The sequence below is a fragment of the Streptomyces polygonati genome, assembly GCF_042650325.1.
GTDB classification, from domain to species: Bacteria; Actinomycetota; Actinomycetes; order Streptomycetales; family Streptomycetaceae; genus Actinacidiphila; species Actinacidiphila polygonati.
The window spans coordinates 94,361-119,261 of record NZ_JBHSBB010000007.1 but is presented as its reverse complement, the minus strand read 5'-3'; the positions used below and the strand labels follow the sequence as shown (position 1 = coordinate 119,261).

At 73.5% G+C, this 24,901-nt stretch carries 22 protein-coding genes; 10 read left to right on the top strand and 12 right to left on the bottom strand.

Annotated elements, in window-relative coordinates; genetic code table 11:
- Nucleotides 1-45: 45 nt before the first annotated feature.
- Complete coding sequence (gene glpK / locus ACFO3J_RS06890) at nt 46-1,563, bottom strand: glycerol kinase GlpK (RefSeq protein WP_386427150.1); 1,518 nt, start codon at nt 1,561-1,563, stop codon at nt 46-48.
- Between the two features lie 35 nt (nt 1,564-1,598).
- Complete coding sequence (locus ACFO3J_RS06885) at nt 1,599-2,468, bottom strand: MIP/aquaporin family protein (RefSeq protein WP_386427148.1); 870 nt, start codon at nt 2,466-2,468, stop codon at nt 1,599-1,601.
- A gap of 345 nt (nt 2,469-2,813) precedes the next feature.
- Here ACFO3J_RS06885 and ACFO3J_RS06880 point away from each other — a divergent pair, with 345 nt between their 5' ends.
- From ACFO3J_RS06880 to msrA, 4 genes are all read left to right on the top strand, one after another.
- Nucleotides 2,814-3,203 carry a hypothetical protein gene (locus tag ACFO3J_RS06880; RefSeq protein ID WP_386427146.1) on the top strand — a complete coding sequence of 130 codons (390 nt, stop codon included), beginning with the start codon at nt 2,814-2,816 and terminating at the stop codon, nt 3,201-3,203.
- 96 nt (nt 3,204-3,299) lie between these two features.
- Nucleotides 3,300-3,614 (top strand): hypothetical protein, encoded by a 315-nt coding sequence (locus ACFO3J_RS06875; RefSeq protein WP_386427144.1) that lies wholly within the window; start codon nt 3,300-3,302, stop codon nt 3,612-3,614.
- A 145-nt stretch (nt 3,615-3,759) separates the two neighbouring features.
- Nucleotides 3,760-3,945: a CsbD family protein gene (locus ACFO3J_RS06870; RefSeq protein WP_386427790.1), complete on the top strand. Its 186-nt coding sequence runs from the start codon at nt 3,760-3,762 to the stop codon at nt 3,943-3,945.
- A gap of 183 nt (nt 3,946-4,128) precedes the next feature.
- Nucleotides 4,129-4,641, top strand: coding sequence for a peptide-methionine (S)-S-oxide reductase MsrA (gene msrA / locus ACFO3J_RS06865; protein WP_386427142.1), 513 nt, complete (start codon nt 4,129-4,131; stop codon nt 4,639-4,641).
- 145 nt (nt 4,642-4,786) lie between these two features.
- Here msrA and ACFO3J_RS06860 read toward each other — a convergent pair whose 3' ends face one another.
- Together ACFO3J_RS06860 and ACFO3J_RS06855 are read right to left on the bottom strand one after the other, a co-directional pair.
- A complete protein-coding gene (locus ACFO3J_RS06860; RefSeq protein WP_386427140.1) occupies nt 4,787-5,974 on the bottom strand; it encodes a PP2C family protein-serine/threonine phosphatase in 1,188 nt (395 codons plus the stop codon).
- Entirely contained in the window at nt 5,971-7,638 is a 1,668-nt protein-coding gene (locus tag ACFO3J_RS06855) for a sensor histidine kinase (protein WP_386427788.1), read from the bottom strand. The genes ACFO3J_RS06860 and ACFO3J_RS06855 overlap by 4 nt, the downstream gene beginning before the upstream one ends.
- A 141-nt stretch (nt 7,639-7,779) precedes the next feature.
- Between ACFO3J_RS06855 and ACFO3J_RS06850 the strand changes: the two genes are divergently transcribed.
- A complete protein-coding gene (locus tag ACFO3J_RS06850; protein WP_386427138.1) occupies nt 7,780-8,661 on the top strand; it encodes a response regulator in 882 nt (293 codons plus the stop codon).
- Between the two features lie 19 nt (nt 8,662-8,680).
- Here the strand turns inward: ACFO3J_RS06850 and ACFO3J_RS06845 are convergent, their stop codons facing one another.
- The 4 genes from ACFO3J_RS06845 to ACFO3J_RS06830 all read right to left on the bottom strand — a co-directional run bounded on the left by ACFO3J_RS06845 (nt 8,681) and on the right by ACFO3J_RS06830 (nt 16,250).
- Nucleotides 8,681-10,759 carry an alpha/beta fold hydrolase gene (locus ACFO3J_RS06845; protein ID WP_386427136.1) on the bottom strand — a complete coding sequence of 693 codons (2,079 nt, stop codon included), beginning with the start codon at nt 10,757-10,759 and terminating at the stop codon, nt 8,681-8,683.
- Complete coding sequence (locus tag ACFO3J_RS06840; protein WP_386427134.1) at nt 10,756-12,540, bottom strand: N-acetylglutaminylglutamine amidotransferase; 1,785 nt, start codon at nt 12,538-12,540, stop codon at nt 10,756-10,758. The genes ACFO3J_RS06845 and ACFO3J_RS06840 overlap by 4 nt, the downstream gene beginning before the upstream one ends.
- Nucleotides 12,541-12,565: 25 nt before the next feature.
- Complete coding sequence (locus ACFO3J_RS06835) at nt 12,566-15,127, bottom strand: glutamate--cysteine ligase (RefSeq protein WP_386427132.1); 2,562 nt, start codon at nt 15,125-15,127, stop codon at nt 12,566-12,568.
- A gap of 274 nt (nt 15,128-15,401) precedes the next feature.
- Entirely contained in the window at nt 15,402-16,250 is an 849-nt protein-coding gene (locus tag ACFO3J_RS06830; RefSeq protein ID WP_386427130.1) for an NAD-dependent epimerase/dehydratase family protein, read from the bottom strand.
- 186 nt (nt 16,251-16,436) lie between these two features.
- Between ACFO3J_RS06830 and ACFO3J_RS06825 the strand changes: the two genes are divergently transcribed.
- The 3 genes from ACFO3J_RS06825 to ACFO3J_RS06815 all read left to right on the top strand — a co-directional run bounded on the left by ACFO3J_RS06825 (nt 16,437) and on the right by ACFO3J_RS06815 (nt 18,957).
- Nucleotides 16,437-17,732, top strand: coding sequence for an enolase C-terminal domain-like protein (locus ACFO3J_RS06825; RefSeq protein ID WP_386427128.1), 1,296 nt, complete (start codon nt 16,437-16,439; stop codon nt 17,730-17,732).
- 88 nt (nt 17,733-17,820) lie between these two features.
- Nucleotides 17,821-18,414 (top strand): helix-turn-helix domain-containing protein, encoded by a 594-nt coding sequence (locus ACFO3J_RS06820; RefSeq protein WP_386427786.1) that lies wholly within the window; start codon nt 17,821-17,823, stop codon nt 18,412-18,414.
- Nucleotides 18,415-18,657: 243 nt separating this feature from the next.
- Nucleotides 18,658-18,957, top strand: a complete 300-nt coding sequence (locus ACFO3J_RS06815; protein ID WP_386427127.1) for a DUF427 domain-containing protein — start codon at nt 18,658-18,660, stop codon at nt 18,955-18,957.
- On the opposite strand, the gene ACFO3J_RS06810 is transcribed toward ACFO3J_RS06815, so the two are convergent.
- Nucleotides 18,921-20,048, bottom strand: a complete 1,128-nt coding sequence (locus ACFO3J_RS06810; RefSeq protein WP_386427125.1) for a PP2C family protein-serine/threonine phosphatase — start codon at nt 20,046-20,048, stop codon at nt 18,921-18,923. The two genes, ACFO3J_RS06815 and ACFO3J_RS06810, sit on opposite strands and share 37 nt — an antisense overlap.
- A gap of 269 nt (nt 20,049-20,317) precedes the next feature.
- Here ACFO3J_RS06810 and ACFO3J_RS06805 point away from each other — a divergent pair, with 269 nt between their 5' ends.
- Together ACFO3J_RS06805 and ACFO3J_RS06800 are read left to right on the top strand one after the other, a co-directional pair.
- Nucleotides 20,318-21,364, top strand: a complete 1,047-nt coding sequence (locus ACFO3J_RS06805; RefSeq protein WP_386427784.1) for an alcohol dehydrogenase catalytic domain-containing protein — start codon at nt 20,318-20,320, stop codon at nt 21,362-21,364.
- 322 nt (nt 21,365-21,686) lie between these two features.
- Complete coding sequence (locus ACFO3J_RS06800) at nt 21,687-22,904, top strand: alanine--tRNA ligase-related protein (protein ID WP_386427123.1); 1,218 nt, start codon at nt 21,687-21,689, stop codon at nt 22,902-22,904.
- Between the two features lie 16 nt (nt 22,905-22,920).
- On the opposite strand, the gene ACFO3J_RS06795 is transcribed toward ACFO3J_RS06800, so the two are convergent.
- The 3 genes from ACFO3J_RS06795 to ACFO3J_RS06785 form a co-directional block, all read right to left on the bottom strand.
- Nucleotides 22,921-23,208: a hypothetical protein gene (locus ACFO3J_RS06795; protein WP_386427121.1), complete on the bottom strand. Its 288-nt coding sequence runs from the start codon at nt 23,206-23,208 to the stop codon at nt 22,921-22,923.
- 134 nt (nt 23,209-23,342) lie between these two features.
- Nucleotides 23,343-23,540: a ferredoxin gene (locus ACFO3J_RS06790; RefSeq protein ID WP_386427119.1), complete on the bottom strand. Its 198-nt coding sequence runs from the start codon at nt 23,538-23,540 to the stop codon at nt 23,343-23,345.
- Between the two features lie 53 nt (nt 23,541-23,593).
- Nucleotides 23,594-24,811, bottom strand: a complete 1,218-nt coding sequence (locus ACFO3J_RS06785) for a cytochrome P450 (protein ID WP_386427117.1) — start codon at nt 24,809-24,811, stop codon at nt 23,594-23,596.
- Nucleotides 24,812-24,901 lie beyond the last annotated feature (90 nt).

Here is a 24,901-nt window from a genome sequence, read left to right as displayed (position 1 = left end):
TGTCGCCGTTGCCGCCCCGATGCCCCGACGGCCCGACCAGGTCTCCTAGTCGACGTCGACCCAGCCGTACGTACGCTCGACCGCCTTCTTCCAGCCCGCGTAGCCGTCGGCGCGCTGCTCCTCGGTCCAGCTCGGCTCCCAGCGGCGCGACTCATGCCAGTGCGCGCGCAGCTCGTCGGTGTCGCGCCAGAAACCGGTGGCCAGACCGGCCGCGTACGCGGCGCCCAGGGCGGTGGTCTCGGCGACGACCGGCCGGCTGACCGGGACGCCGAGGACGTCCGCCTGGATCTGCATGCACAGCTCGTTGGCGGTGACGCCGCCGTCCACCTTGAGGACGTCCAGGTGCACGCCGGAGTCCTGCTCCATCGCCTCGACGACGTCACGGCTCTGGTAGCACATGGATTCCAGGGTGGCCCGGGCCAGGTGCCCGTTGGTGTGGAAGCGGGCCAGGCCGACGATCGCGCCGCGGGCGTCGGAGCGCCAGTACGGCGCGAACAGACCGGAGAAGGCCGGCACGAAGTAGATGCCGTCGCTGCCGTCGACCGTCTTGGCCAGCCGCTCGCTCTCCGGGGCGTTGCTGATGATGTGCAGCTGGTCGCGCAGCCACTGCACCGCTGAGCCGGTGACCGCGATGGAGCCTTCCAGGGCGTAGACGGCCGGGGCGTCGCCGAACTTGTAGGCGACGGTGGTGATCAGGCCGTTGCGCGAGTGCACCGCCTCGGTGCCGGTGTTGAGCAGCAGGAAGTTCCCGGTGCCGTAGGTGTTCTTGGCCTCGCCGACGGCGAAGCAGACCTGCCCGACGGTGGCCGCCTGCTGGTCGCCGAGCACACCGGTGATGGGCACCGGGGCGCTCAGCGGCCGGGAGGTGCGGGTGGTGCCGAACGCCTCGGCGTGCGAGGACGGGTTGATCTTCGGGAGCATCGCCCGCGGGATGCCGAAGATGCCGAGCAGTTCCTCGTCCCAGTCGAGCGTCTCCAGGTCCATCAGCATGGTGCGGCTGGCGTTGGTGACGTCGGTGGCGTGGATGCCGCCGTTGGGACCGCCGGTGAGGTTCCACAGCACCCAGGCGTCGGTGTTGCCGAAGATCGCGTGGCCCTGCTCGGCGGCCTCGCGCACCCCGTCGACGTTCTCCAGGATCCACTTGATCTTGCCGCCGGAGAAGTACGTCGCGGGAGGCAGTCCCGCCCGCTGCCGGATCAGGTCGCCGTGGCCCTCCCGCTCCAGCGCGGAGGCGATGCGGTCGGTCCTGGTGTCCTGCCAGACGATCGCGTTGTAGTACGGCCGGCCGGTGCGCGGGTCCCATACAACGGTGGTCTCGCGCTGGTTGGTGATGCCGATGGCCGTCAGGTCGCTCGCCGAGATGCCGGCCGCGCGCACCGCGTTCTGGATGGCGACGTTGGTGCGCTCCCAGATCTCCACCGGGTCGTGCTCCACCCAGCCGGACTTGGGCAGGTACTGGGTGTGTTCCAGCTGATGCTTCGCCACTTCGTTGCCGTCGTGGTCGAAGATCATGAAGCGGCTGCTGGTGGTCCCCTGGTCCACCGCGCCGACGAAGTCCGCCATGGGTTGCTGCCTCTCGTGATGTGCGCGGTCGGGGCTCAGGCCTCGGAAGCGGGGGTCCGTCCCGGGGGCTCGGGAATGGGGGCCCGTCCGGGAGGCTCGGGTGCCGCGCCGGGCAGGAAGTGCCCGACGAACAGCTTGTAGAACAACCCGCCGATCAGCGCGCCGACGAAGGGGCCGGCGACCGGCACCCACCAGTAGATGTTGCCGAATTGATCTCGCCAGGCCGTGTTGTAGCCGGTGGCGTAACTCGCCAGCCGGGGGCCCAGGTCACGTGCCGGGTTGATGGCGTAGCCGGCGTCGGTTCCCCACGCCATGCCGATCGCCACCACGACCAGGCCGATGATGAACGGGCCGAGGTTGGCTCCCGGCGGGTTGTTCAGCACATCGGTGATGCCCAGGATCAGGATCAGCAGGATCGCGGTGCCGATGATCTGGTCGCGGAACGCGCCGAGTTCGTGCACCCCGAAGGCGGTGTTGCCGTTGCCGGGCAGGGTGGAGAACACCGTCTGCGTCTTGAAGGTGTGACCGGGGTCGACCCTGGCCAGCACCTCGGTGTAGTTCCAGCGCACCAGCAGCGCCGCCGAGAAGGCGCCGAGGAACTGGGCGCACCAGTAGGGCACGACCTTCCGCCACGGGAAGCCCTTGAAGGTCGCCAGGCCGAGGGTGACCGCGGGGTTGAGGTGCGCGCCACTGAGCCGCGCCGCCAGATAGACGCCGAGGGTGACGCCGAAGCCCCACGCCCAGGAGATGCTGTCGTGGTCGCCCAGCCCGCCCGGGGGCACCGTCAGTCCGCCGGCGGCCACCTGGGCCACCACACCGGTGCCGAACAGAATCAGGATCATCGTGCCGGCGAACTCCGCCGACATCTCGCCGACCAATGCTGGACCGCGTGCCAGTGCCCTCATGGATTCCTGCTTCCCGCCGGTCGTACTGAGCCGGCTGTGGCTCGTCTTGCCCCCGGGTTTCCTCTCACACTGGAGCACGCGCCGTCCGGTCCGGCACGCCGTGTTGCGCCGCCCGGGTGGCCCCGGATCGGGGGGTCCGGGCCGGTCGCGGCGCGGCCCCGGGCGGCCGGACGGCCGGCCCCGCGCGGTCATCGGCTGTTCCCCGCAACGGAGTTCGGGTAGGCGCCCCTCATAGGGGGTGTCACCCGGGGTCGAACACAGGACCGAAAAGGGACCGCGAAGGACCCGCGCGCGAGCCACCGGGGAGCCCACGGAGCGACACACGAAGGAATGAAGGCACCGACCATGACCAAGGTGAAAAGCACCGGACAGACCCAGGCCAAGGCGGCCGCCGCGGCCGGCCGGACCGTCAAGGCCTCGAAGACCGACAAGGCCGGGAAGACCGCCGCCGCCAGCGCGCTGTCCCAGGCGCCCGGCAAGGGCGGCAAGGCGGGATCGAAGGTCACCAAGCCGAAGTCCGCGTCCGCGGCCGGCAAGACGGTGAAGAACGCCAAGGCCGGCAGCGCCGAGAAGACCGCGGCGGGCAGCGCCCTCGCGCAGACGCCGAAGAAGGCGCCGGGCAAGAAGGCGGTCACGGCGGCCGCCAAGGTGCTGGGCGACAAGAAGGCCACCAAGGCGGAGAAGTCCAAGGCGGCCAGCACACTGGCCCGGGCCGGTTCGCACAGCGGGAAGTGAGGCGCCGCGCCGCCCGGCGGGGCGTCCGGCCGGCCCGGCGCGGAGAGGTTGCGCCGGGCAGGTGACTCAGGGCGGTATTCCGGGCAGGCGCCCGCCATGGACGACATCGAGGACAACCAGCCGACGGAGGCCTACATCGGCCCCGCCACCGTGGTGACGAGCAGCGGTTCCCTCCCCGTCGAGGCCGAGCTCTTCATCCGCAACGACCCGACCGGGACGACCGTGCTCAGGACCTGGTCGGGCCATCTCGAAGCCGACACCGACGTGAACATGTTCGCGGTGGCCACCAGCCCGTGCACCCTGCGCCTGCCGGACGGCCGCGAGGGCACCTTCACGCCGGGCGCGGTCACCGTGGGCACCGGGGTCATCCCGGTCACCGGCAGGGGCCTGGCACCCTTCGACCCGCGGTGACACCGGGTAGCACACCGTAGCAACTCGTAGTGACCCGCCGTACGCACAGGCGGCACCCGATCACACGGCCCGCACGGGTTTCGGCGGCCGATCGTCGGCAAGGCGGGTCAGTGGGACAATGACGACAGCATGGGGAGTGACCGCGATGTCCGAGCACGAGAACGACCACGAGAAGACCGACGCCAAGGTCGAGCAGGCCAAGGGCAAGGCGAAGGAGACCATCGGCAAGGCCGTGGGCAACGAGTCCATGACCGCCGAGGGCCGCGCCGAGAAGGCCAAGGGCGACGCCCGCGAGGCCAAGGAAAAGATCAAGGACGTCTTCAAGGACTGACGCCGGACCGCGAGCGTACAGGGGCCACCGGGATTCCCGGTGGCCCCTGCGCCGTACGGTCGGCCCGCGGGCTTCCGCGACCCGCCCCGGCGGCGGTCGCGGACCGGCGATGACCAAGGAATACCGGGGTGCCGCATCCTGTTCGACACACCGGGGGAATCTCACGAGGACAGGGAGGACGAGATGGCCGCGCAGACGCAGAAGGCCGTGCTCGCGGGCGGATGCTTCTGGGGCATGCAGGACCTGATCCGCCGGCAGCCGGGTGTGACCGCGACCCGGGTCGGCTACGCGGGTGGCGACGTGCCCAATGCCACCTACCGCAACCACGGCACCCACGCGGAGTCCATCGAGATCACCTTCGATCCCGAGCAGACGGACTTCCGCTCGCTGCTGGAATTCTTCTTCCAGATCCACGACCCGAGCACGAAGAACCGCCAGGGCAACGACATCGGCCTCAGCTACCGCTCGGCGATCTTCTACCTGGACGACGAGCAGAAGCGCGTCGCCGAGGACACCATCGCCGACGTCGACGCCTCCGGCCTGTGGCCGGGCAAGGTCGTCACCGAGGTCGAGCCGGCCGGACCCTTCTGGGAGGCCGAGCCCGAGCACCAGGACTACCTGGAGCGGTATCCGGACGGGTACACCTGCCACTTCCCGCGTGCGGGATGGAAGCTGCCGGTCCGCCAGCAGAGCTGACCCGGCGCTCCCCGCGCCGCCCGGAGGGCGCGCGGGGACCGGCGGAGGACCGAACGGCCGTCAGCGACGCCAGACCGTCGCTCGACGGCCGTCGTGCGTCCCGCCGCGGGACCGGCGCCCGCTCGGCGCCCGCGCTCGGCGCCGCTCAGCGGCCGCGGCTGAGCAGCAGGATCGCCACGTCGTCCAGGTGCCGGCCGGCGTCGAGCTCGCGGGTGACGGTGGTCAGGTGGTCGATCAGCGCCTGGCCGGTGGGATCGGGGGCCTGCTCGATGATCGAGATCAGTCCCCCGGTGCCCAGCCGGTCGCCGCCGGACCCGGTGTGGCCCTCGGTGAGGCCGTCGGTGTAGAGCAGCAGTGCCGCGTCGGGCGGCAGCTGCGTCCGGGCCGGCTGCCACTCGGCCGCGCCGGGCATGAGACCGAGCGCGACCCCGCCGGGCGCCGGCAGCGGCCGGACCGCGCCGCCCTCGATGAGCAGCGGTGTCTCATGACCGGCCAGCGTGACGTCGAGGCGGCTGGTGGCGGGGTCCAGCGAGAGTGTCGCCACGGTGGCGAACATCGCGGAGTACGTCCGCTCGGCCACCAGGATCTGCTCCATCAAGGAGAGCAGGTCGGTGCCGCGGTGGCCGCCGAGTATCAGGGTCCGCCAGGCGATCCGCAGGCACACACCGATGCCGGCCTCGTCCGGACCGTGCCCGCTGACATCGCCGATCACGGCGTGCACGGTGCCGTCCGGGGTCTCCACCACGTCGAGGAAGTCCCCCGCCAGCAGCGCGCCCTCCCGGCCGGGCAGATAGCAGGAGGTGGGGGTCACCGCGGTGCCGCTGAGCATCGGGACGGGCAGCAGGCTGCGTTCGAGCCGGCTGTTCTCCTGGGCCCGGTGCTGGTTGGCCCGCAGTTCGGCTGCGGTGCGCTCGGCGTGCTTGCGGTGGACCGCGTACCGCACCGCCCGGTCCAGCAGTTCGCCGCTGACGGTGCCCTTGACCAGGTAGTCCTGGGCGCCGGAGGCGACCGCGTCGATGCCCGCGCTCGCCTCGGCGAGCCCGGTGAGCACGATGATCGCCGCCGCCGGGCAGGCGTTCTGCAGCCGGGTGACGGCGCCGGTGCCCGAGGCGTCCGGCAGGTGCAGGTCCAGCAGTACGCAGTCGGGGGCCCGGCGCCCGACGCTGGCCATGCCGTCGGCGAGCGTCTGGCACCACTGCAGGTCGACGGGGAGCGAGGCGTCCGCGAGATACTCCTCCACCAGCAGCGCGTCGCCGGGGTCGTCCTCGATGAGCAGGATCCGGTAGGAGACCGCGGTCAGCGCCGGGGTCTCCGCGGTGTCGCCGGCACTCACCGGGTCACCGCCTCGGCGGCGCCGGTGGCCGCGTCCGCTTCCCGGTCCGCGATCGTGGCGGCGGCGGTGGCGGCATCGGAGGAGGGGGCGGCGGCCGGGCCCGGCAGGGTGAAGGTGAAGCGGGTGCCGGGGCTGTGGTCGGGGTCGATGGTGATCGAGCCGCCGTGGAACTCCACGATCTTCTTGCACAGCGCCAGACCGATGCCGTTGCCGGGATAGGCGTCCCTGGTGTGCAGCCGCTGGAAGATCACGAACACCTTCTCGGCGAACTCCGGGGCGATCCCGATCCCGTTGTCGGCGACGGCGAACGACCAGAGGGCGTCCTGCCGTTCGACGGAGACATGAACGCGCGCCGGACGCTCGGGCGAGCGGAATTTGATCGCGTTGGAGACCAGATTCTGCAGCAGCATCCCCAGCTGGGTGCCGTCACCGGTGACGACCGGCAGCGGATCGTGGGTCACCTCGGCCCCGGCCTCCTCCACGGTGAGGCTCAGCGCGTCGACCGTGCGGGCGAACAGCTGCTCCAGGTCGACCGTCGAGGTGTCGGAGTGCAGCCTGCCCACCCGGGAGAAGGCCAGCAGATCGTTGATCAGGGTCTGCATCCGGTTGGCGCCGTCGACCGCGTACTCGATGTACTGCCCGGCGCGGTCGTCGAGCTGGTCGCCGTAGCGGCGCTGGAGGAGCTGGCAGAAGCTGGCCACCTTCCGCAGCGGCTCCTGGAGGTCGTGCGAGGCCACATAGGCGAACTGCTCCAGCTCGGCGTTGGAGCGGCGCAGGTCGGTGGCCTGCTCGTCGAGCTGGCCGCGCGCGGTGTCGCTGAAGGCGAGTTCGGCCACCAGGCGTTCGCGCATCGACTCCACGTCCTGGGCGAGGCTGCGCAGGTCGGCCGGCCCGGAGGCGGAGACCCGGTGGTCGAAGTGCCCCTCGGCCACCTTGCGCACGTCGTCGGAGAGCCGGCCCAGCGGCAGGGTGACCCCCCGGCGCAGGCCGGCGAAGACCAGGCCGGTCATGGCGACGATCACCAGGGCGATGACGGAGAAGATCACATCGCGGAAGTCCCGGGCGCCCTGCAGATCGGACCTCGCGTGGTCGCGGGCGTTCTGCAGGGTCAGCTGGAGGTGGTCCGAGGCGGCGCGGACGGTGTCGAACTCCCGCTTGCCCCGATCGGCCCGCGCGGTGGCCAGCTTGATCGGCGCGCCGCCGGGCTCGGCCGCCACCGGGACGGCGAAGTCCTGCTGCCAGGTCCGCGCGCTGTCCAGCAGGCGCCCGAGGTCCGCCAGGCCGGGTTTGTCGTGGGCCAGCAGGGTCCGCAGCCGCACGGTGCTGTCCTTCTCCTGCGCCAGACCGGAGGTGTAGGGGTCGAGGAAGGACGGCTGGCCGGTCAGCCCGTAGCCGCGTACCCCGGTCTCCTGGTCGGTAAGCGACTGCTCCAGCTGGACGGAGGCCACCAGGGCCGGAGTGCTCTGGTCCACCAGCCGGTTGGAGATCTGGGTGGAGCGCGCGAACACCCAGCCGCCGGTGACGGCCAGGGCGGCCAGCACGACGAGGGCGGCGCAGGCGCCCGCCACCAGCCACCTGCGGGTGGTCCAGCCGTCGGGGCGGCCCGCTAGCGCCACCGCCCGGGGGCGGACGCGGGAGTACCCGTCCTCTTCTGTCGGTATCACGCCCGTCACGGTGACTCCTCGATGTCCCGCCCGCTGCGGACAGCGGGACCGTGGTGCCGCTCGATGACCACGACCGCGCCATGTTACCCAGCGGGACAACTTTGGTTGTCACCCGCTCGGGCCAACTCGTAAGGTGAAACCGTGCCACCTGAGCAGTCCATCCCGCAGCTCGACCACGGCGCACTGACCGCCCTCGCCGAGCGGGCCGTCGAGGATCTCGCCCGCAGGCTGGCCACCCAGGCCTTCCCTACGGCGGACGGGCCGGGGGATGGCGCCGGAGAGGCCGCCGGGCGGCTCGACGACGGCTCCGGCGCGGACCGCGGCGGAGCCCCGGGCGGCGGCCCGACCGCCGACGACCCGCTGGCCCGGCTGCGGGTACTGTCCTACATCCTCCGGGCGGTGGACAGCCGGGCCGCTCAGGAGGCGTCGGCCGCCGCCCGCCGGGGAGCCACCTATCCCGACCTCGGCCGCGCCTGGGGGATCACCCGCCAGGGCGCCCGCCGGCGCTGGCCGGGGCTGGTCTTCACCGCCCGGCCGCCGTCCCGTCCCGTCCCCGCCCAGATACGCAGGAGTGCCTCAGTGAACGCCCTTCTCCCCACACGCACTTACCGCGTTCTCCTCGTCGAGGACGACCCCGCCGACGCGCTCCTGATCGAGGAGGCGCTCAGCGACCGCGGTGTCGCCACCCGGTCGATCCGGCGCGCCAACGACGGCATCGCCGCGCTGGAGTACCTCCGGTCGCCGGACAACCCGCGGCCCGATCTGATCGTGCTGGACCTGAACATGCCGCGGATGAACGGCCGCGAGCTGCTGGCGGTGCTCAAGGAGGACGAGGCGCTCGGCATGATCCCGGTGGTGGTCCTCACCACGTCCTCCACGCCGAGCGACATCTCGGCGGCGTACAACCAGCACGCCAACGCGTTCGTCACCAAGCCGGTCAACCTGGACGACTTCCTGGAGGCCGTCCGCGGCATCGACGACTTCTTCTTCGAGACGGCGAGCGTGGTCCCGCTGCCGGAGTAGGCGGTCCGGGCGGGGCGGCTCAGCTCGTCCAGCGGGTCAGCCAGTCCCCGGCCGCGCGGTGGAACCGTTCCCGGTTGGCCCGCCGGGCCAGGTCGTGGCCCTCGTCGGCGAAGAGCAGCAGTTCGGCGGGCACCGATCGCCGCCGGGCGGCCCGGACGAACTGTTCGGACTCGCCCGGCGGGACATTGGTGTCCAGGGCGCCGTGCACGGCCAGGACCGGGGTACGCAGCGCGTCGACGTGCGTCATCGGTGACAGCAGCGCCAGCAGGTCGTGGTCGTGCACGGGGTGGCCGTACTTGACCGCCGCCGACTCGGCGATCCACGGCTCGGTGCCGGCGAAGAAGGTCGCGAAGTCCGACATGCCGCTCACCGCGACCCCGGCGCGGAACAGATCGGGGTGCCGGACCAGGGCCGCCATCACCAGATAGCCGCCGTAGGAGCGGCCCATGACGGTCAGCCGGTCCGGGTCGGCCAGGCCCGCGCCGACCAGGTGGGCGGCGCAGTCCGCCACGTCGTCCACGGCCGCGATCCGCCCGGCGCCCCGGTCGGCGGCCAGGAAGGCCCGGCCGTGGCCGGAGGAGCCCCGGACATCGGGGGCGAAGACGTGCAGGCCGCGGTCGAGGAGCGCCTGGTAGAGGGGTTCGAGCACCGGGCGCTCCTGGCTCTCCGGGCCGCCGTGCAGATGGATCACGCAGGGCCCGGGGCCGGCCGGCCCCGGAGCGCGGTGGAACCAGCCGGTCAGCGCGGTGCCGTCGCGGGCCCGGAGCTTCAGCGGCACCGGCGGTACGGGGCGGCCGGCCGTGGGCGCGGGCGATGTCCACGCGGTGCAGGTGACCTCTCCGGCGGCGGGCGCGGTCCATACGCCGGGCTGCCGTACCGAGCCCGACAAGGAGAGCAGCCAGCCGCCGGCCGCGTCGGCGTCGGCCCGGGTGACCACCTCGTGCGGCAGCGGTACGTCGCGGACCTCGGACAGGGTGCCGTCGGCGCCGAGTACGGCCGTCTGCAGCACACTGCGGCCCCGGTCGTTCCAGGCCAGGGCGGCGCGTCCGGCCGTCGTGTCGGCGGCGAACAGCTCCAGGTCGGCGTCCGGCCGCCCGGTGACGGACCTGATGTCACCGGGGCTGCCGTCCGGCAGCAGTTCCACCGCGAGCAGCGCGGCGTACTCGCGGTCCTCGTCGCTGCGCAGCCACAGCACACCGCCGTCCGGCGAGAACCGGCCGATCCAGGGGTCGCCGTCGGCCACGGGCAGCAGACAGGTCTCGCGGCCGTCGGCGGTGTCCACCACGACCGCCTCCCGGTGGCCGCGCGGACCGCGCCGCAGCAGCATCCGGCGGCCGTCGGCGCTGATGTCGCAGACCCGCAGCGTGGCCGATCCGGCCTCGGCGGCCACCCGGCGCGGCGCGCGGCGCCCCGCCGGGTCCACCAGCGAGGCGACCAGCACCCCTTGGCGGGCGGGCGGCACGGCGGCCTCGTCGGCGCGCGGCTCGGCGGGGCCCTGCGCGGTCCCGGTGGCACCGGCCGGGGCAGCGGTCACCGGCTGCGGGGGGATCCCTCGTGCCCCCGGAGCCGGAGCAGGAAGGGCGTCCGGCCCCGCGGCGGAGCCGGAGTCCGCCGTCCCGGCGGACTCCGGGACGGCCTCGTCCGCGCCGTGCGGCCGCGCCAGGCTCGCGGCCGGCGCCGCGGTCCTGGCCGCGGGCAGGTCCGCCGGGCCCGACGGCGGCGGGGAGGCGCCGACGGCGACGGCCTCGGTGACGGCGAGCGCCGAGCCGTCCCGGGTCCAGCAGCCGAAGTGGGCCGCGGCGAGCGTGCCGGCTCCGGCCACGTCGCGGCGGCCGGAGCCGTCGGGGCGCACACAGCGCACGACGGTGTGCTCGCCGCCGCCGGGCGCGGCGGTGTACGCGATCCAGCGGCCGTCGGGCGACCAGCTCACCGCGGTCACCGGGTCGGGCGCCGGGTCGAGCAGCCGCGGCTCGGCCTCGCCGGGGGCGGCCAGCCAGAGTTGGGGGGTGCCGTGCCGGTCGCACACGAAGGCGGCCGACGGTCCGGTGGGATCGGCGGCCGCCTGCCGGCAGGCGTGCGGGTGGGACAGGGTGCTCATTCGACTCCGTGGGTCTGCAGCCAGATCTCCAGCAGGGCCGCCTGCCACAAGGCGTTGGCGCCCAGCGTCGTACGGTGTTTCTCGGGGGCCGCGAGCAGCTCGCGGAGGTATTCGTCGCGGAAGATCCCCCGGGCCCGGGCGGCGGGCGCCGCGAGGGCTTCCTGGACCCGCTCCAGTACGGGCCCCGCCATGTGCCGGATGGCCGGCACCGGGAAGTAGCCCTTGGGGCGGTCGGTGATCTCCACCGGCAGCAGCGTACGGCCGGCCGCCTTGAGTACGCCCTTGCCGCCGTCGGCGAGTTTCAGTTCCGGCGGGCAGGCCGCGGCGAGTTCGACCAGTTCGTGGTCGAGGAAGGGCACCCGGGCCTCCAGGCCCCAGGCCATGGTCATGTTGTCCACCCGCTTGACGGGGTCGTCGACGAGCATGACCTCGCTGTCCAGCCGCAGGACGGCGTCCAGCGCGGTGTCGGCGCCGGGCCGGGCGAGGTGTTCGCGGACGAAGTCGCCGGAGACGTCGTCGCCGGTCCGCACTCCCGGCGCGAGCATCCGGGCGAGTTCGGCGTGCGGCCGGTCCACGAAGACCTTGCCGTAGGTGGCCGCCGCGTCCCCGCGCGGCAGGCCGGCCATCGGCGGGTACCAGTCGTAGCCGGCGAAGACCTCGTCGGCGCCCTGGCCGCTCTGCACGACCTTCACATGGCGGGCCACCTCCCGGCTCAGCAGGTGGAAGGCGACCGCGTCGTGGCTGACCATCGGCTCGCTCATCGCCGCCACCGCCTCGTCCAGCGCGCCGGGCAGCCGGGTCGAGGGGACGACGATCCGGTGGTGGTCGGTGTCGTAGCGACGCGCCACCAGGTCGGACCAGGTGAACTCGTCGCCCGACTCGCCGCCCTCGCTGTCGAATCCGATGCTGAAGGTGGCCAGGCCCGACGCCCCGGACTCGGCGAGCAGCGCCACGACCAGGCTGGAGTCGAGCCCGCCGGACAGCAGCACGCCCACCGGTACGTCGGCGACCGTGCGGCGGCGTACGGCGGTGCGCAGCGCGTCCAGCACCGCGTCCCGCCAGTCGCGGGCGTCCATCCCGGCGTGGGCGTCCTGCCGGGTGTAGGCCGGGCTCCAGTAGCGGTGGTCGTGCTCGGTGCCGTCCGGCTCGATGACCCGGACGGTGGCGGGGGGCAGCTTCCTGATCCCGGCCAGGACGGTGCGGGGCGCGGGGACGACGGAGTGGAAGCTCAGGTAGTGGTGGAGCGCCACCGGGTCCAGGGAGGTGTCGACGTCGCCGCCGGCCAGCAGCGCGGGCAGCGAGGAGGCGAAGCGCAGCCGGCCGGGGCGCCGGGCGGTGTAGAGCGGTTTGATGCCGAGCCGGTCGCGGCCGAGGACGACCCGGCCGGAGGCGTGCTCGGCCACCGCGAAGGCGAACATGCCGGCGAAGTGGTCGACGCAGTCGAGGCCCCAGCGGCGGTAGGCGTGCAGCAGCACCTCGGTGTCGGAGCCGGAGTGGAAGCGGTGGCCGGACTTCTCCAGCTCGGCGCGCAGTTGGCGGTGGTTGTACAGGCAGCCGTTGAAGACGACGGTGAGGCCGCCCTCCGGGTCGGTCATCGGCTGGGCGCCGCGTTCGGACAGGTCGATGATCTTCAGCCGCCGGTGGCCGAGGGCGACCGCGCCCTGCGACCACAGGCCGCGGCCGTCGGGACCGCGGGCCGCCAGCCGGTCGGTCATCCGCTCGACGGCGGCGAGGTCGGGGCTGGTGCCGTCGAATCTGAGCTCGCCGGTCAGGCCGCACATACGCACCTCCGGTGGGGGCGGCCCGTCATGAGCCGCCGCGCAGGATCCAGGTGTCCTTGGCGCCGCCGCCCCGTGAGGAGTTGACGATGAGGCTGCCGCCGGCCGCGACGCGGGTCATCGCCGAGGGCAGCACCGTGGGTTTGAGCCCGACGGCGCCGAGCCCGTCTCCTTCCCGCTCGGCGCAGACGAACACCCGCAGGTCCACCACCCGCGGTTCCAGCCGCTCCCCGTCGAAGGTGGGGTGGCTGGTCAGCTGGATGACGTCCTGCGCCACCCAGTTCTGCGGCGAGACCAGCAACTCGGCCCTGAGCCGCGCGAGTTCCTCCGGGGAGGCGTGCGGGCCGATGACCACGCCGGCTCCGCCCTGGCCGTCGACCGGCTTGACCACGAGTTCCGGCAGCCGGTCGAGGACCTGGTCCAGGACACCGGGCTCGCCCGGGAGCAGGGTCGGGACCTGGCCGAGCAGCGGCTCCTCGCCCAGGTAGTAGCGGATCAGCCGGGGCACCAGCGCGTACAGCGCCTTGTCGTCGGCGACTCCGTTGCCCCAGGCGTTGGCGAAGGCGACCTTCCCGGCGCGGGCGGCGGCGGTCAGGCCGGGCCACAGGGGCCGGCCGTCGGCGCCGGCCGCCTTGGCGAGGTCGTCCTCGTCGATGCGGCGGTAGACCACGTCGAAGGGGCGGTCGTCGGCGGGCGCGCCCTTCGCCGTGTTGCGGGCGGGCCGGACCGCGTGCACCCGCCCGTCGCGTATCTCCAGGTCGTCCGTGGTGTGCAGGGCGAAGCCCATCTCGTCGGCGAGTGTGCGGTGTTCGTACCAGGCCGAGTTGTCCGGGCCGTCGCTGAGCACCATCACCCGGGGGTCGGCCCCGGGCGCGGCGGCGCGCAGCGTCCTGGCCAGTGTCGCCGCGACGTCCTCCACTCCCGCCACTTGCGGCCAGGGCCGGACCGGCGCCAGCCGGCGCGCCGCCAGGGCGTAGGCGATGCCGGAGGGGACCCGCAGATTGTCCTCCAGCACCAGCCAGCCGCTGGCGTCCCGCACCAGGTCGATGCCGGCCACCGCGACCCGTACCAGGCCGGGGCGCGACAGCAGGGCGCCTTCCCTGGCCGCCTGCGGGTTCGGCAGGAAGTGGGCGGGGACCACCTGGTCGCGCAGCGAGGTCTGCTCACCGTAGGCGTCGTGCAGGAAGGCCTCCAGGGCGCGGGTGCGCTGGGTCAGGCCGCGCTCCAGCAGCGTCCAGTCCTCGGCGGTGACCAGGCGCGGCACCACGTCGAAGGGGAAGAGCCGCGGGGTGTCCTCGCCGTCGGTCCGGAAGGCCACGCCCTCGGTGAGCTGCTGCTTCTGCTGGGTCCGCACCGCGAGTTGCAGTCCTTCGACACCGGCCTGGTCCAGCTCGGTGAGCACCGTGCGGTACAGCGGCCGGACCTCGCCGGCCAGGTCGACCATCTCGTCGTGGTCGGCGCGGTAGCCGCGCAGCAGGCCGAGGTGGTGCGGGGGGTGGTCGGCGCCGCGGGCGCCCCGGGTCTGCGCGACCAGTTGGGCGACGGCGGCGGGCAGGCCGTCGGTCTCGGCGGTCCGCCGGACCCGGTGTGCCGCGCTGGCCAGGGCCAGTGCCTCCTCGGTCAGTTCGACCACGTCGGTCCAGTCGCCGGTGCGTTCCAGGGCGGGCCGCAGCCGGGTGACCAGGGAGCGTATGACGCGGGGCGCCGGGCGGGGACGGCCGTCCACCGGGTGCACCAGATCGCCCTCCAGGCCGGAGCGGGCCGCCCGCCAGGTCGCCGCGCGCAGCCATTCCAGCCGCTCGTCGTCGCCGCGCCGGCCGGCCGCCACGGCCTCGCAGGCGTCCACCACCAGGGCGCGGAACAGGCCCGCGATCATCACCGCGGTCTCGGCGCGCGGACAGGCGTCGCAGATCCGCAGTTCGAGGGTCTGCAGGTGGGCCGAGGGGCGCACATCGTAATAGACCATGCCGGCGTCGCTGATGACGCCGGAGGCGACCAGGCCGGAGATCACCGTGTCGTAGTGCTCGGCGGAGCGGAAGTGCCCGGCGGGGCCGGTGGTGGGCCAGCGTTGCCACAGCAGGGTGCGCCAGCTGGCGTAGCCGGTGTCGGAGCCGAGCCAGAACGGTGAGCTGGCGGACAGCGCGAGCAGTGCGGGCAGCCAGGGCGACAGCAGGCTCATCGCCATGACGCCGGTGTCGCGGTCGGGTACGTCGACATGGACCTGGAGGCCGCAGATGAGCTGCTCCTCGGCGACGACCCGGTAGTTCTCGGTCATCCGCCGGTAGCGCGGGTCGGCCGTCGCGTCGATGGTGCCCAACCGGGCCATCGGGGCGGTACCGGCGGCGACCACGCCGAGGCCGAGCGGTTCGGCCGCGGCGGCCAGCGCGCGGCGCGAGCCCTTGATGTCCTTGAGCAGTTCGTGCAGCGAGCGGTGCGGCCTGCTGTTGGCCTCGACGATCGACTGCTGGAGTTCGGCGGTGAAGCCGCGCTCGGGCAGCCGGTCCAGCACCGCCCGGGCCTGGGGCACCAGGGTGCCCGACTCCAGGTCCACGACGTGGAATTCCTCTTCGACTCCGACCGCGACGGTCATACCGTCTCCTCTCGACGTCAGATCCTCACGCTGGTACGGCCGGCGTCGGGACGTTCGAGATCGCTTCTGCCCCGCCGGCTCGGATGTGCACGTGGGGTCGTTGGCCGCATCCGGTAACGAGCGGTGACCAACCGCCTGTGGTCGCCGCCTCGTTGCGGGGGACTACCGGCATGCCGGGCGCGAATGCAGTCGAGCAGTCGCTGTCCGAGACAGTGTCGGGCCACCGGCCCGGCGATTCAAGAGAGCCCGGCGGAAAGATCCGGGGCGCCGGGCGTCAGACCGGCTGCCCGGCGCGCCAGCTGTGCTGGGTCGTGAAGCCGAGCAGTTCGCCGGCCCGGCGGGTGGAGAAGGGGACGGCGAAGCCGTCCAGAGGCGCGTCGAAGCGGGTGCGGGGGTGGTAGCGGCGCAGCAGTTCGGCGGTCGGTTCGAGGGCACTGGTGTCGGGGGCCGCCACATTGACCACGGTGTGCCCGGTCAGCGGCGCGGTCAGGGCGGCGGCGACCGCGCGGGCCGCGTCGCGGGTGTCGATCCAGCCCCACAGCGCGCCGCGGTCGAAGCCGGGGTCGTGGTGGACGCGGGCCAGGTGCTGCCGCAGCCGGTCGCCGGCGCCGACGAACGGGAAGCGCAGGCTGACGATCGCGGTGCCCCAGCGGCGGGCGGCCGCGTCGGCGGTGATCTCGCCGAGGTACTTCGACAGACCGTATACGTCGTCACCGATGAAGGGGTGCTCCTCGGTGACCGGCACGCTGTGCGGGGACAGGCGGTGTTCCGAGAAGGCGATGCCGAGGGCGGACAGGCTGGAGACGCTCACCGCCCGGCCGACGCCGAGGCGCCCGGCGGCGTCCAGCACGCGGTATGTGGCCTGCACGTTGTTGCCGAACACCTCGTTGTGCGGCGCGACGTTGGGCGAGGGGAGGGCGGCGGTGTGGACCACCGCGTCCATCGCGTCGACGACGCTGTCCAGCAGCTCCGCGTCGAGGAGTTCGCCGGTGACCACCTCGTCGGCGGCGCCGGGGGCGACGGGGACGCGGTCGAAGGCCCGTACGCTCCAGCCCTCCTCCCGCAGCCGGAAGACCACTTCGCGGCCCAGCTGACCGCCCGCACCGGTGACCAGTACCTTCACGGTGAACTTCCTCTCGGCGCGGCCGGGGCGGGCACCGGCGGAGCCCGCGGTGCCCGGCGTGGGTGCCGGAAATTTAACATGCTCATAGCACCGACCTGTTGTGGTTGACTGGTCGGGCCGACGATCATCGGACGGTCGCCGAGCCGCCTGCCGAGCTTGTTCACCGATGCGAACCGGAGTTGTGCGATGACCGGATCGAACGCCGATCGGCTGCTGGACCCCTCCGGCTCGCTGCCGCAGGCCATGCCGCCCTGGCCGTCCCGCGACGGGCTCCGGGTCACCGCGGTACGCGCGATCGTGACCGCGCCCGAGGGAATGCCGCTGGTGGTGGTCCGGGTGGACACCTCGGAACCCGGGCTGTACGGACTGGGCTGCGCCACCTTCACCCAGCGGTACGCGGCGGTGGTGGCCGCGGTCGACGAGCACGTCGGCCCGCTGGTGGTCGGCCGGCACCCGGCCGACATCGAGGACATCACCCGCTCGGTGCACTACTCGTCCTACTGGCGGAACGGCCCGGTGCTCAACAACGCGCTGTCCGGGGTGGACCAGGCGCTGTGGGACATCGCCGGCAAGCGCGCCGGGATGCCGGTCTACGAACTGCTGGGCGGCCGCAGCCGCGCCGCCGTCGAGGTGTACTCGCACGCGGCCGGCGGCAGCGTGGACGAGACACTGGAGGGCGCCGAGGCGCTGCTGGCCGAGGGCTACCGGCACATCCGGCTCCAGGTGGGCGGTCCCGGACTCGGTACGTACGGCGCTCCCGGCACCCGCGGCGGCTATCCGCGCTCGCCGCACCCGGACGGCTGGGACGTCGCCCAGTATCTGCGGGCGACCCCGCGGCTGTTCGAGGCGGCGCGCGAGCGGCTGGGCGACGAGGTCAGCCTGATGCACGACGTGCACAGCCGGCTGACGCCCAAGCAGGCGGTGGTGCTGGCCCGGGCCCTGGAGCCCTACCGGCTGTCCTTCCTGGAGGACGTGATCGCGCCCGAGCTCTACGACCGGCTGCCGGAGGTGCGCGCGGCCTCGCCGGTGCCGATCGCGGTGGGCGAGCAGATCGGTTCGGTGACCGACGCGGTACGGCTGATCCGGGACGGCGGTATCGACCTGCTGCGGCTGCACACCTCGGCGGTCGGCGGCCTCACCCCGACCCGCAAGCTGGTGGCGCTCGGCGAACTGCTCGGAGTGCGCACCGCGTTCCACTCCCCCGGCGACATCTCACCGGTCGGCGTGGCGGCCAACCTCGCGGTGGACATCTCCACGCCCGCCTTCGGCTACCAGGAGTCGCACACCTACAACGAGGCGACCCGCGAGGTCTTCCCGGGGACGCCGGTGGTCAGCGAAGGGCATCTGGCGCCCTCGGAGCGACCCGGCTGGGGAGTGGACCTGGACGAGCGGGAGGCGGCCAAGTACCCGCCCACAAAGTTCCTGCACGAGCGCTGGGCGACAGGGGTGCGCCGGCCGGACGGCGGACTCGACGCGCCCTGACCTCGCCTGCTCTCCCCCGGCCGTCCCGGAAGTCCGGCGGCCGGTGATCACTTGACAAGGACTGTTGCCGTATCGGCACATGGTGACCATGGCGGACGACGACGATCTCCCCGGTGTGCTGGCCGCGGTGGGACCCCGGCTGCGGGCCCTGCGGCAGGCGCGGGGCATCACCCTGGCCGAGCTCAGCGAGACGACCGGTGTCTCGCTGAGCACGCTGTCCCGGCTGGAGTCGGGGCTGCGCAAGCCGACGCTGGAGCTGATGCTGCCGCTGGCGCGGGCCTACCGGGTGCAGCTCGACGAGCTGGTGGGCGCGCCGCCCACCGGCGACCCGCGGATCCACCCGCGCCCCTTCACCCGCCACGGGCAGACGTTCGTACCGCTGACCCGTCACCTCGGCGGGATGCACGCGTACAAGCAGATCATGCCGCCGTCGAAGGACCCGGAGGCACGCCCGGCGCAGTCCACCCATGAGGGCTACGAGTGGCTGTACGTCCTGTCCGGGCGGCTCCGGCTGGCCCTCGGAGAGCACGATCTGATCCTGGCCGCGGGCGAGGTGGTGGAGTTCGACACCCGCACCCCGCACGGCTTCGGCAACCCCGGGCCGCACCCGGTGGAGTTCCTGAGCCTGTTCGGCACGCAGGGCGAGCGGATGCATGTACGGGCCCGGCCGGCCGGGGGGTGAGCGCTGGTTCGGCCCGCCCGCCGGTCCGGCGCGGTCCGGCGGGCGGGCCGAACCGGCCGAATGGGCCGTACGGCGTACGGGTTGCGGCCACGACCGGTAGGGGGGCGGCCGGTCGGGTAGGCGTCCGGCGAGCGGGGCGGCCCGGTGGCCGCTGCTTTCCGCGTCTCGTACCGGCGTCGCCCCGGCGCAGGATCAGTGTCGTACCGGCGCCGGACCGGAGTCGGACCAGTGAAGGGAACACCCATGCAGGCGGTACTCGACGGAACGGTCCTCGCGGACGCTTCCGATGCCGATGTGGTCACCATCGAGGGCAACTGGTATTTCCCGCCCGACACGGTGACCTCCCAGGCGCTCAGCATGAGCGACACGCCTTACACCTGCCCCTGGAAGGGCGAGGCGCAGTACTTCAACGTGCAGACCGGGGAGGGCTCGCACCAGGACGCGGCATGGTCCTACCCGGAGCCGCCCGCGTCCGCGATCGGGCGGGTCGGACGGGACTTCAGCGGCTACGTCGCCTTCGACCCGAAGGTGACCGTGGGCTGACCTGGCTCGCGGCGCACCAGGAGCGCGGCGATGTCGTCGTCGAGTTCTCCCCCGCCGAACTCCAGCAGCTGCTCGTGCAGGTGCCCGAGCAGCCTGCCGGCGGGGGCCGGGTCCTGGCCGCGGGCCCACTCCAGCACCGGGAAGAACGCCCCGGCCCGGTCGCGGGTCTCGGTCACCCCGTCGGTGAACAGCAGCAGTGCGTCACCGGGAGCGAGCGGCACGCTGTCCACGTGGTAGGCGCCGCCGATCAGCGCGGCCATGTTGAGCGGCGGCGAGGCCGCGCCGGGATTGAGCTCGCGGACCTCGCCGCCGTGCAGCAGCAGGGGTGCGGGGTGGCCGCAGTTGAGCAGTTCGGCCCGGTCCCCGGCGGGGGTGATCTGGGCGAAGACCGCGGTGGCGAACCGTTCCGTCTCGTCCCGGGCGGGCCGGGAGGCGCTGTGCCGCCCCAGGCTGACGTCGAGCCGGCGGGCGAGGGCCATCAGGTCCGGTTCGTCGTAGGCGGCGTCGCGGAAGCAGTTGGTCAGCGCGCTGGCCACGCCGACGGCGGACAGCCCCTTGCCGCGTACGTCCCCGATCACCAGCCGGACGCCGTAGGGGGTCTCCAGCGCCTCGAAGAAGTCGCCGCCGATCTTGGCCTCCTCGGCGGCCGCGAGGTAGAGCGACTCGATGCCGAGGAGGCCGACACGCCGGGGCAGTGGACGCAGCACCACTTCCTGGGCCGCGTCGGCGACCGAGCGCACCCGCGTCAGCGTGCGCTCGCGTTGCAGCCGCACATGGGCGGCGTACGCGGCCGAGGCGGTGACCGCCGCGAGGGCGCCGGCGGTGAAGGCGATGGTCGCCTCGTTGTAGGCCAGTTGGACGGCGATCACCACGCCCGTCGTCGCCAGGCCGAGGGCGAGGGTGGCCCGTACCGACCACATCGACGCGGCCAGCGCGGGCGCGGCCGGCAGCAGCCGGCTCACCGCGAAGTCATCCGGCGTCGACATGGCCAGCGACCCGATCACCACGGTCAGCAGCAGCGGCGACAGCAGGACGAGATCCCGTCGCCGCTTCGCCGAGCGCTGTCGGCCGGTGGGTTCGGGAGTCGTCACAGGACCGAGCGTATAGGGATGATCGGCCCATATCGTGCTCTGAGCGTCGGCCCCGCTGGCCCGCACGGGGCCCGGTGCGCCGGGCCGGCGCGGCCCGGCGGCGGTGCCGTCGGCGTCGGCCGGCCCGGCCGGGACGGAGGCCGCGTCCGGGCGCTCGGTGGTCGGCGGGCGGGGTCCCTGTGACTGGGGATCCGGACTTTTCCCGGCGAGCCGCCGGGAGGCCTAAGGTGCTGACGGCGCAGCGGGCGAGGATTCGGGTGGTGGCGGGCGTGCGGGCTGTGGTGTTCGAGGGGTTCGGGGAGCCGGCCGCGGTGCGGGAGGTGGCGGATCCGGTGCCGCCGGTGGGCGGGGTGGTGGTGCGGGTCGGGGCGACCGGGCTGTGCCGGAGCGACTGGCACGGCTGGATGGGGCACGACGACGGCATCTCGCTGCCGCACGTGCCCGGGCACGAGCTGGCCGGCGAAGTGGTGGCGGTGGACGCCGGGGTCACCGGATGGCGGGTGGGCGCGCGGGTCACCGTGCCGTTCGTCTGCGCCTGCGGGCGGTGCGCGGCGTGCGCGCGGGGCGATCAGCAGGTGTGCGAGCGGCAGCACCAGCCGGGGTTCACCCACTGGGGCTCCTTCGCCGAGTATGTGGCGCTCCATCAGGCCGACACCAATCTGGTGGCCGTCCCCGAGGACATGGCGTACACGACCGCCGCCGCGCTCGGCTGCCGGTTCGCCACCGCCTACCGCGCGGTGGTCGCCCAGGGCCGGGTGCGCTCCGGCGAGTGGGTGGCCGTGTACGGCTGCGGCGGGGTCGGGCTGTCCGCGGTGATGGTGGCGGTGGCCTGCGGGGCGCGGGTCGTCGCGGTCGATACGTCGCCGGCCGCGCTGGAGCTGGCGCGGCGGTTCGGCGCGGCGGTGTGCGTCGACCCGGGCGCGGTGGACGGGGACACGGCCGGCGCGGTCCGGGCGGCGACCGGCGGCGGCGTCCAGCTGTCGCTGGACGCGCTGGGCTCCGCGGCGACCTGCGCCGCCTCGGTGGCCGGGCTGCGGGCCCGCGGCCGTCATGTGCAGGTCGGGCTGCTGCCGGCCGGCGGCGTCACGGTGCCGATGGACCGGGTGGTGGCCCTGGAGCTGGAACTCCTCGGCAGCCACGGCATGGCCGCGCACGCCTACCCGGAGCTGATGCGGCAGGTGTCCGCCGGCACGCTGCGGCCCGATCTGCTGGTGGGCGCCGTGATCGGGCTCGACGCCGCGCCGGACGCGCTGGCCGCGCTCAGCGGCGGCTCGCCGGCGGGCATCACCGTGATCGAGCCCTGGTCGGCGGCCTGACCGGGACCGGACGATTCCGGCCGGGCGGGCGCGGCGGCCGGGGCCCGCTCAGCGAGGGAGCCCGCCCGGCCCCCGGTCCGGGCCGCCGAATATTCGGCGGCGCCGGGGCCACGGCCGTTGTTACCGTGAACCCCATGAAGGTCACCCCGCACATCCCCGCGACCGCGCGAGCGACCAGCTCGCCGGTTGCCACCGCCTGACCTTCCTCCAGCAGAAGCCCGGCGACCGGAAACGGCTCGCCGGGCGCCTCCTCCCCCTCTCCTTCCCGTGGCGGCGTGTGCCCGCGGCCTTTCCGGTGGCCCGATCCGAAAGGTCCACCACCGTGAACACCCCCGGTACCCCGAAGACCCCGACCGGCGGGGCCGCCTCGCCCACCGCCCGGCAGACCGCCGACACCTTCACCCGCTTCTTCCGCGAGCGCGGGCATCAGCCCGTACCCGCCGCCTCGCTCGTCCGCCCGCCGGCCGACCCGGTGCTCTTCACCACCTCCGGGATGCATCCGCTGACCCCCTATCTGGCCGGCCGGCCCCACCCGCTCGGCCGCCGCCTGGTCGGCGTCCAGCGGTGTCTGCGCACCACCGACCTGGAGGAGGTCGGCGACCTCACCCATCTGACCGTGTTCGAGATGCTGGGCTCCTGGTCGCTGGGCGACTACGGCACCGAACAGAGCCTGCGCTGGGGACACGAACTGCTGGTCGACGGTTTCGGCGTCGAGCCGGGACGGCTGCACGCCACCGTGTTCGGCGGCGACGAACAGCTCGGCCCGGACACCGAATCACTGCGGACCTGGGCCGATCTGGGGGTGCCGGTGGAGCTGACCGGCCAGGACAACTGGTGGTCCAACGGCCCCACCGGACCCTGCGGCCCGGACTCGGAGATCTTCGTCTGGACCGGGGACGGCCCGCCGCTGGGCACCCCCGGCGGCGACGAGCGCTGGGTGGAGGTGTGGAACCACGTGATGATGCGCTACCACCGCTTCGCGGACAACCGCCTCCAGCCGCTGCCGAGGCCCGCCGTGGACACCGGGATGGGCCTGGAACGGCTGGTGATGGTCCTTCAGGGCCACCGCTCGGTCTTCGACATCGATCTGTTCGAGCCGTGGATGCGTATGCTGCCCGGGTTGTGGGGCGTCGAGGGGCGGCGGACCCGGATCGTCGCCGACCATCTGCGGTCGGCCGTCGTGGTGACCGCCGACGGTGTGGCCCCGGGCAGCAACGGCCGCGGGTACGTACCGCGCCGGCTGGTACGGCGGGTGCTGACCACGCTGTGGCGGGAGGATCTGGACTTCACGCTGGGCGACCTGCCGGAGCCGCTGATCGGCGCCACCCTGGACCACTTCGGCCTGCCCTTCCCGCCGGACCGGGTCCGCGAGGTGCTGCTCGACGAGGAGCGGCGGTTCGCCGGAATGCTGCGCCGGGGCCGCCGGCTGCTGGCCGGTCCGCGCTTCTCCGGACCGCTCGGCGCGGAGGACTACGGCTATCTGCACGACACCCACGGGATGCCGCGCGAGCTGATCGACCTGCTGCGCGGGACGGTCTAGCACTGCCGGACACCGCCTAGTCCCCCGGCGGCGGGCTCCAGCCGGGGGCCAGCGCGCAGGACATGAAGTGGGTGAGCGCCCACCGCTGCCACACCCGCGCGTGGACGGCGCCGGCCCGCCCGGAGTACTTCGCGCACTCCGCGCAGCCTTCGCGCGGCGCCGGCACCGTCCCGTGGTCGTCGAGGTGATGTCTGGCCCAGCCGTAGAGGAAGGCGCCCGGGTTGGGCGTCGCGGGATCCTTGAACCGGGCGGCCAACTCGGCGCAGCGCGCGCACTCCTGGCCCTCACCACAACCATTGCTCACCCTGCGGAGCCTACGTCGCCCGGTCCGCTGATGTGCCCGGATTCGGCCCGCCGCCGTCCATCGGGGCTACGGCTCCCATCCGGCTCCGGTCCCGCTCGGTTCACGCTCGCGGCTCCCGGTGGGCGGCGGCTCGTTCAGGTCTCCTCGACGGTGATCGCGCCGGCCGGGCAGAAGGCGGCGGCGTCGCGGACCTCGGCGTGGATGCCGGCGGGTGGCCGGGGGTCGAGGAGCAGGACGATGCCGTCGTCCGCGCGCTGGTCGAAGACATCGGGCGCGGCCAGCACGCACTGGCCCGAGCCGCAGCATTTCTCCTGGTCGACGTGGACACGCATGACGATCGGGCCTCCTGACGGGCGGGGGAAGGTGACCGGGCGCGGTGGGGCGCTCACCAGGTGACGGGCAGCGCGTGGACGCCGTAGACGAGCATCTCGGTGCGGAAACCGATCTCCTCGAACGGCACGGCGAGCCGCAGGCCGGGCAGCCGGCGCAGCAGCGCGGCCAGCGCGACCTGGAGTTCCAGTCTGGCCAGCGGCTGACCGAGGCACTGGTGGACGCCGAAGCCGAAGGCGACATGGCGGCGGGCGTCGCGGGAGACGTCCAGCGAGTCGCCGCCGGGGAACGCCTCCTCGTCCCGGTTGGCGGCGTTGAGCATGAGCAGCACGCCTTCGCCGGCCCGTATCCGGACATCGCCGACGGTGACGTCCTCGGTGGCCACCCGGGCGACACCGCCCTGCACGATGCTCAGATAGCGCAGCAGCTCCTCCACCGCGCCCTGCACGGCGGCGGTGTCCCCGGCCAGCGCGGCGTCGCGCAGCCGGGCGAGCTGGTCCGGGTCGCGCAGCAGGGCCAGCGCCGACAGCGCGGTCATGTTCGCGGTGGTCTCGTGGCCGGCCACCAGCAGCAGCCGGCCCATGGCGGCGATCTGTGCCACGGTCAGCTCGCCGCGGGCGACCAGCCGGCTGAGGATGCCGTCGTCGGGCGCGGCGGCCTTGGACTCGGCGAGCCCGGCGAGGTAGCGGAGCAGGTCGTCCTGCGCCTCCTCGATCTGCTCCGGCGTGGACACGGAGTTGAGCATGGTCCGGCTGCGGTCCTGGAAGAAGGCGTGGTCGGCGTACGGCACTCCGAGCAGCAGGCAGATCACCACCGAGGGCAGCGGCAGCGCGAAGTCGGCCACCAGATCGGCCTCCTGGCGCCCTTCGGTCATCCGGTCCAGTAACTCGTCGGTGAGCTGCTGGACCCGCGGGCGCAGCGCCTCGATCCGCTTGACCATGAAGTCGCCGGTCAGCATGCGGCGCAGCTGGGCGTGTTCGGGGTCGTCCATCCGGATGAAGGAGGCGTTGCTGGTGGTGAGGGCCTTGCGGCCGGCGGAGAGGAAGGGGAAGCCGGGGCGGGAGGCCTCGGCGCTGAATCGGGTGTCGCGCAGGACGGACCTGACGTCCTGGTGGCGGGTGAGCAGCCAGCAGGACGAACCGTCCCACAGGCTCACCCGGGCGACGGGCTGCTCTTCGCGGACCCGCCCGTAGGCGGGCGGCGGATCGAAGGGGCAGCCGCCGCGCGGGGCGGGGGCGGCGAAGGCGACGGGCTGCTGTCCGGTCAAGGCCATGACGGCGCTCCTTCCGGAGGATGGCGTGGGGGCGCGCGGTTGGATGCCCGGTACACTAGGTGCCCTGGGCAATTAACCTGCTGTCACGCT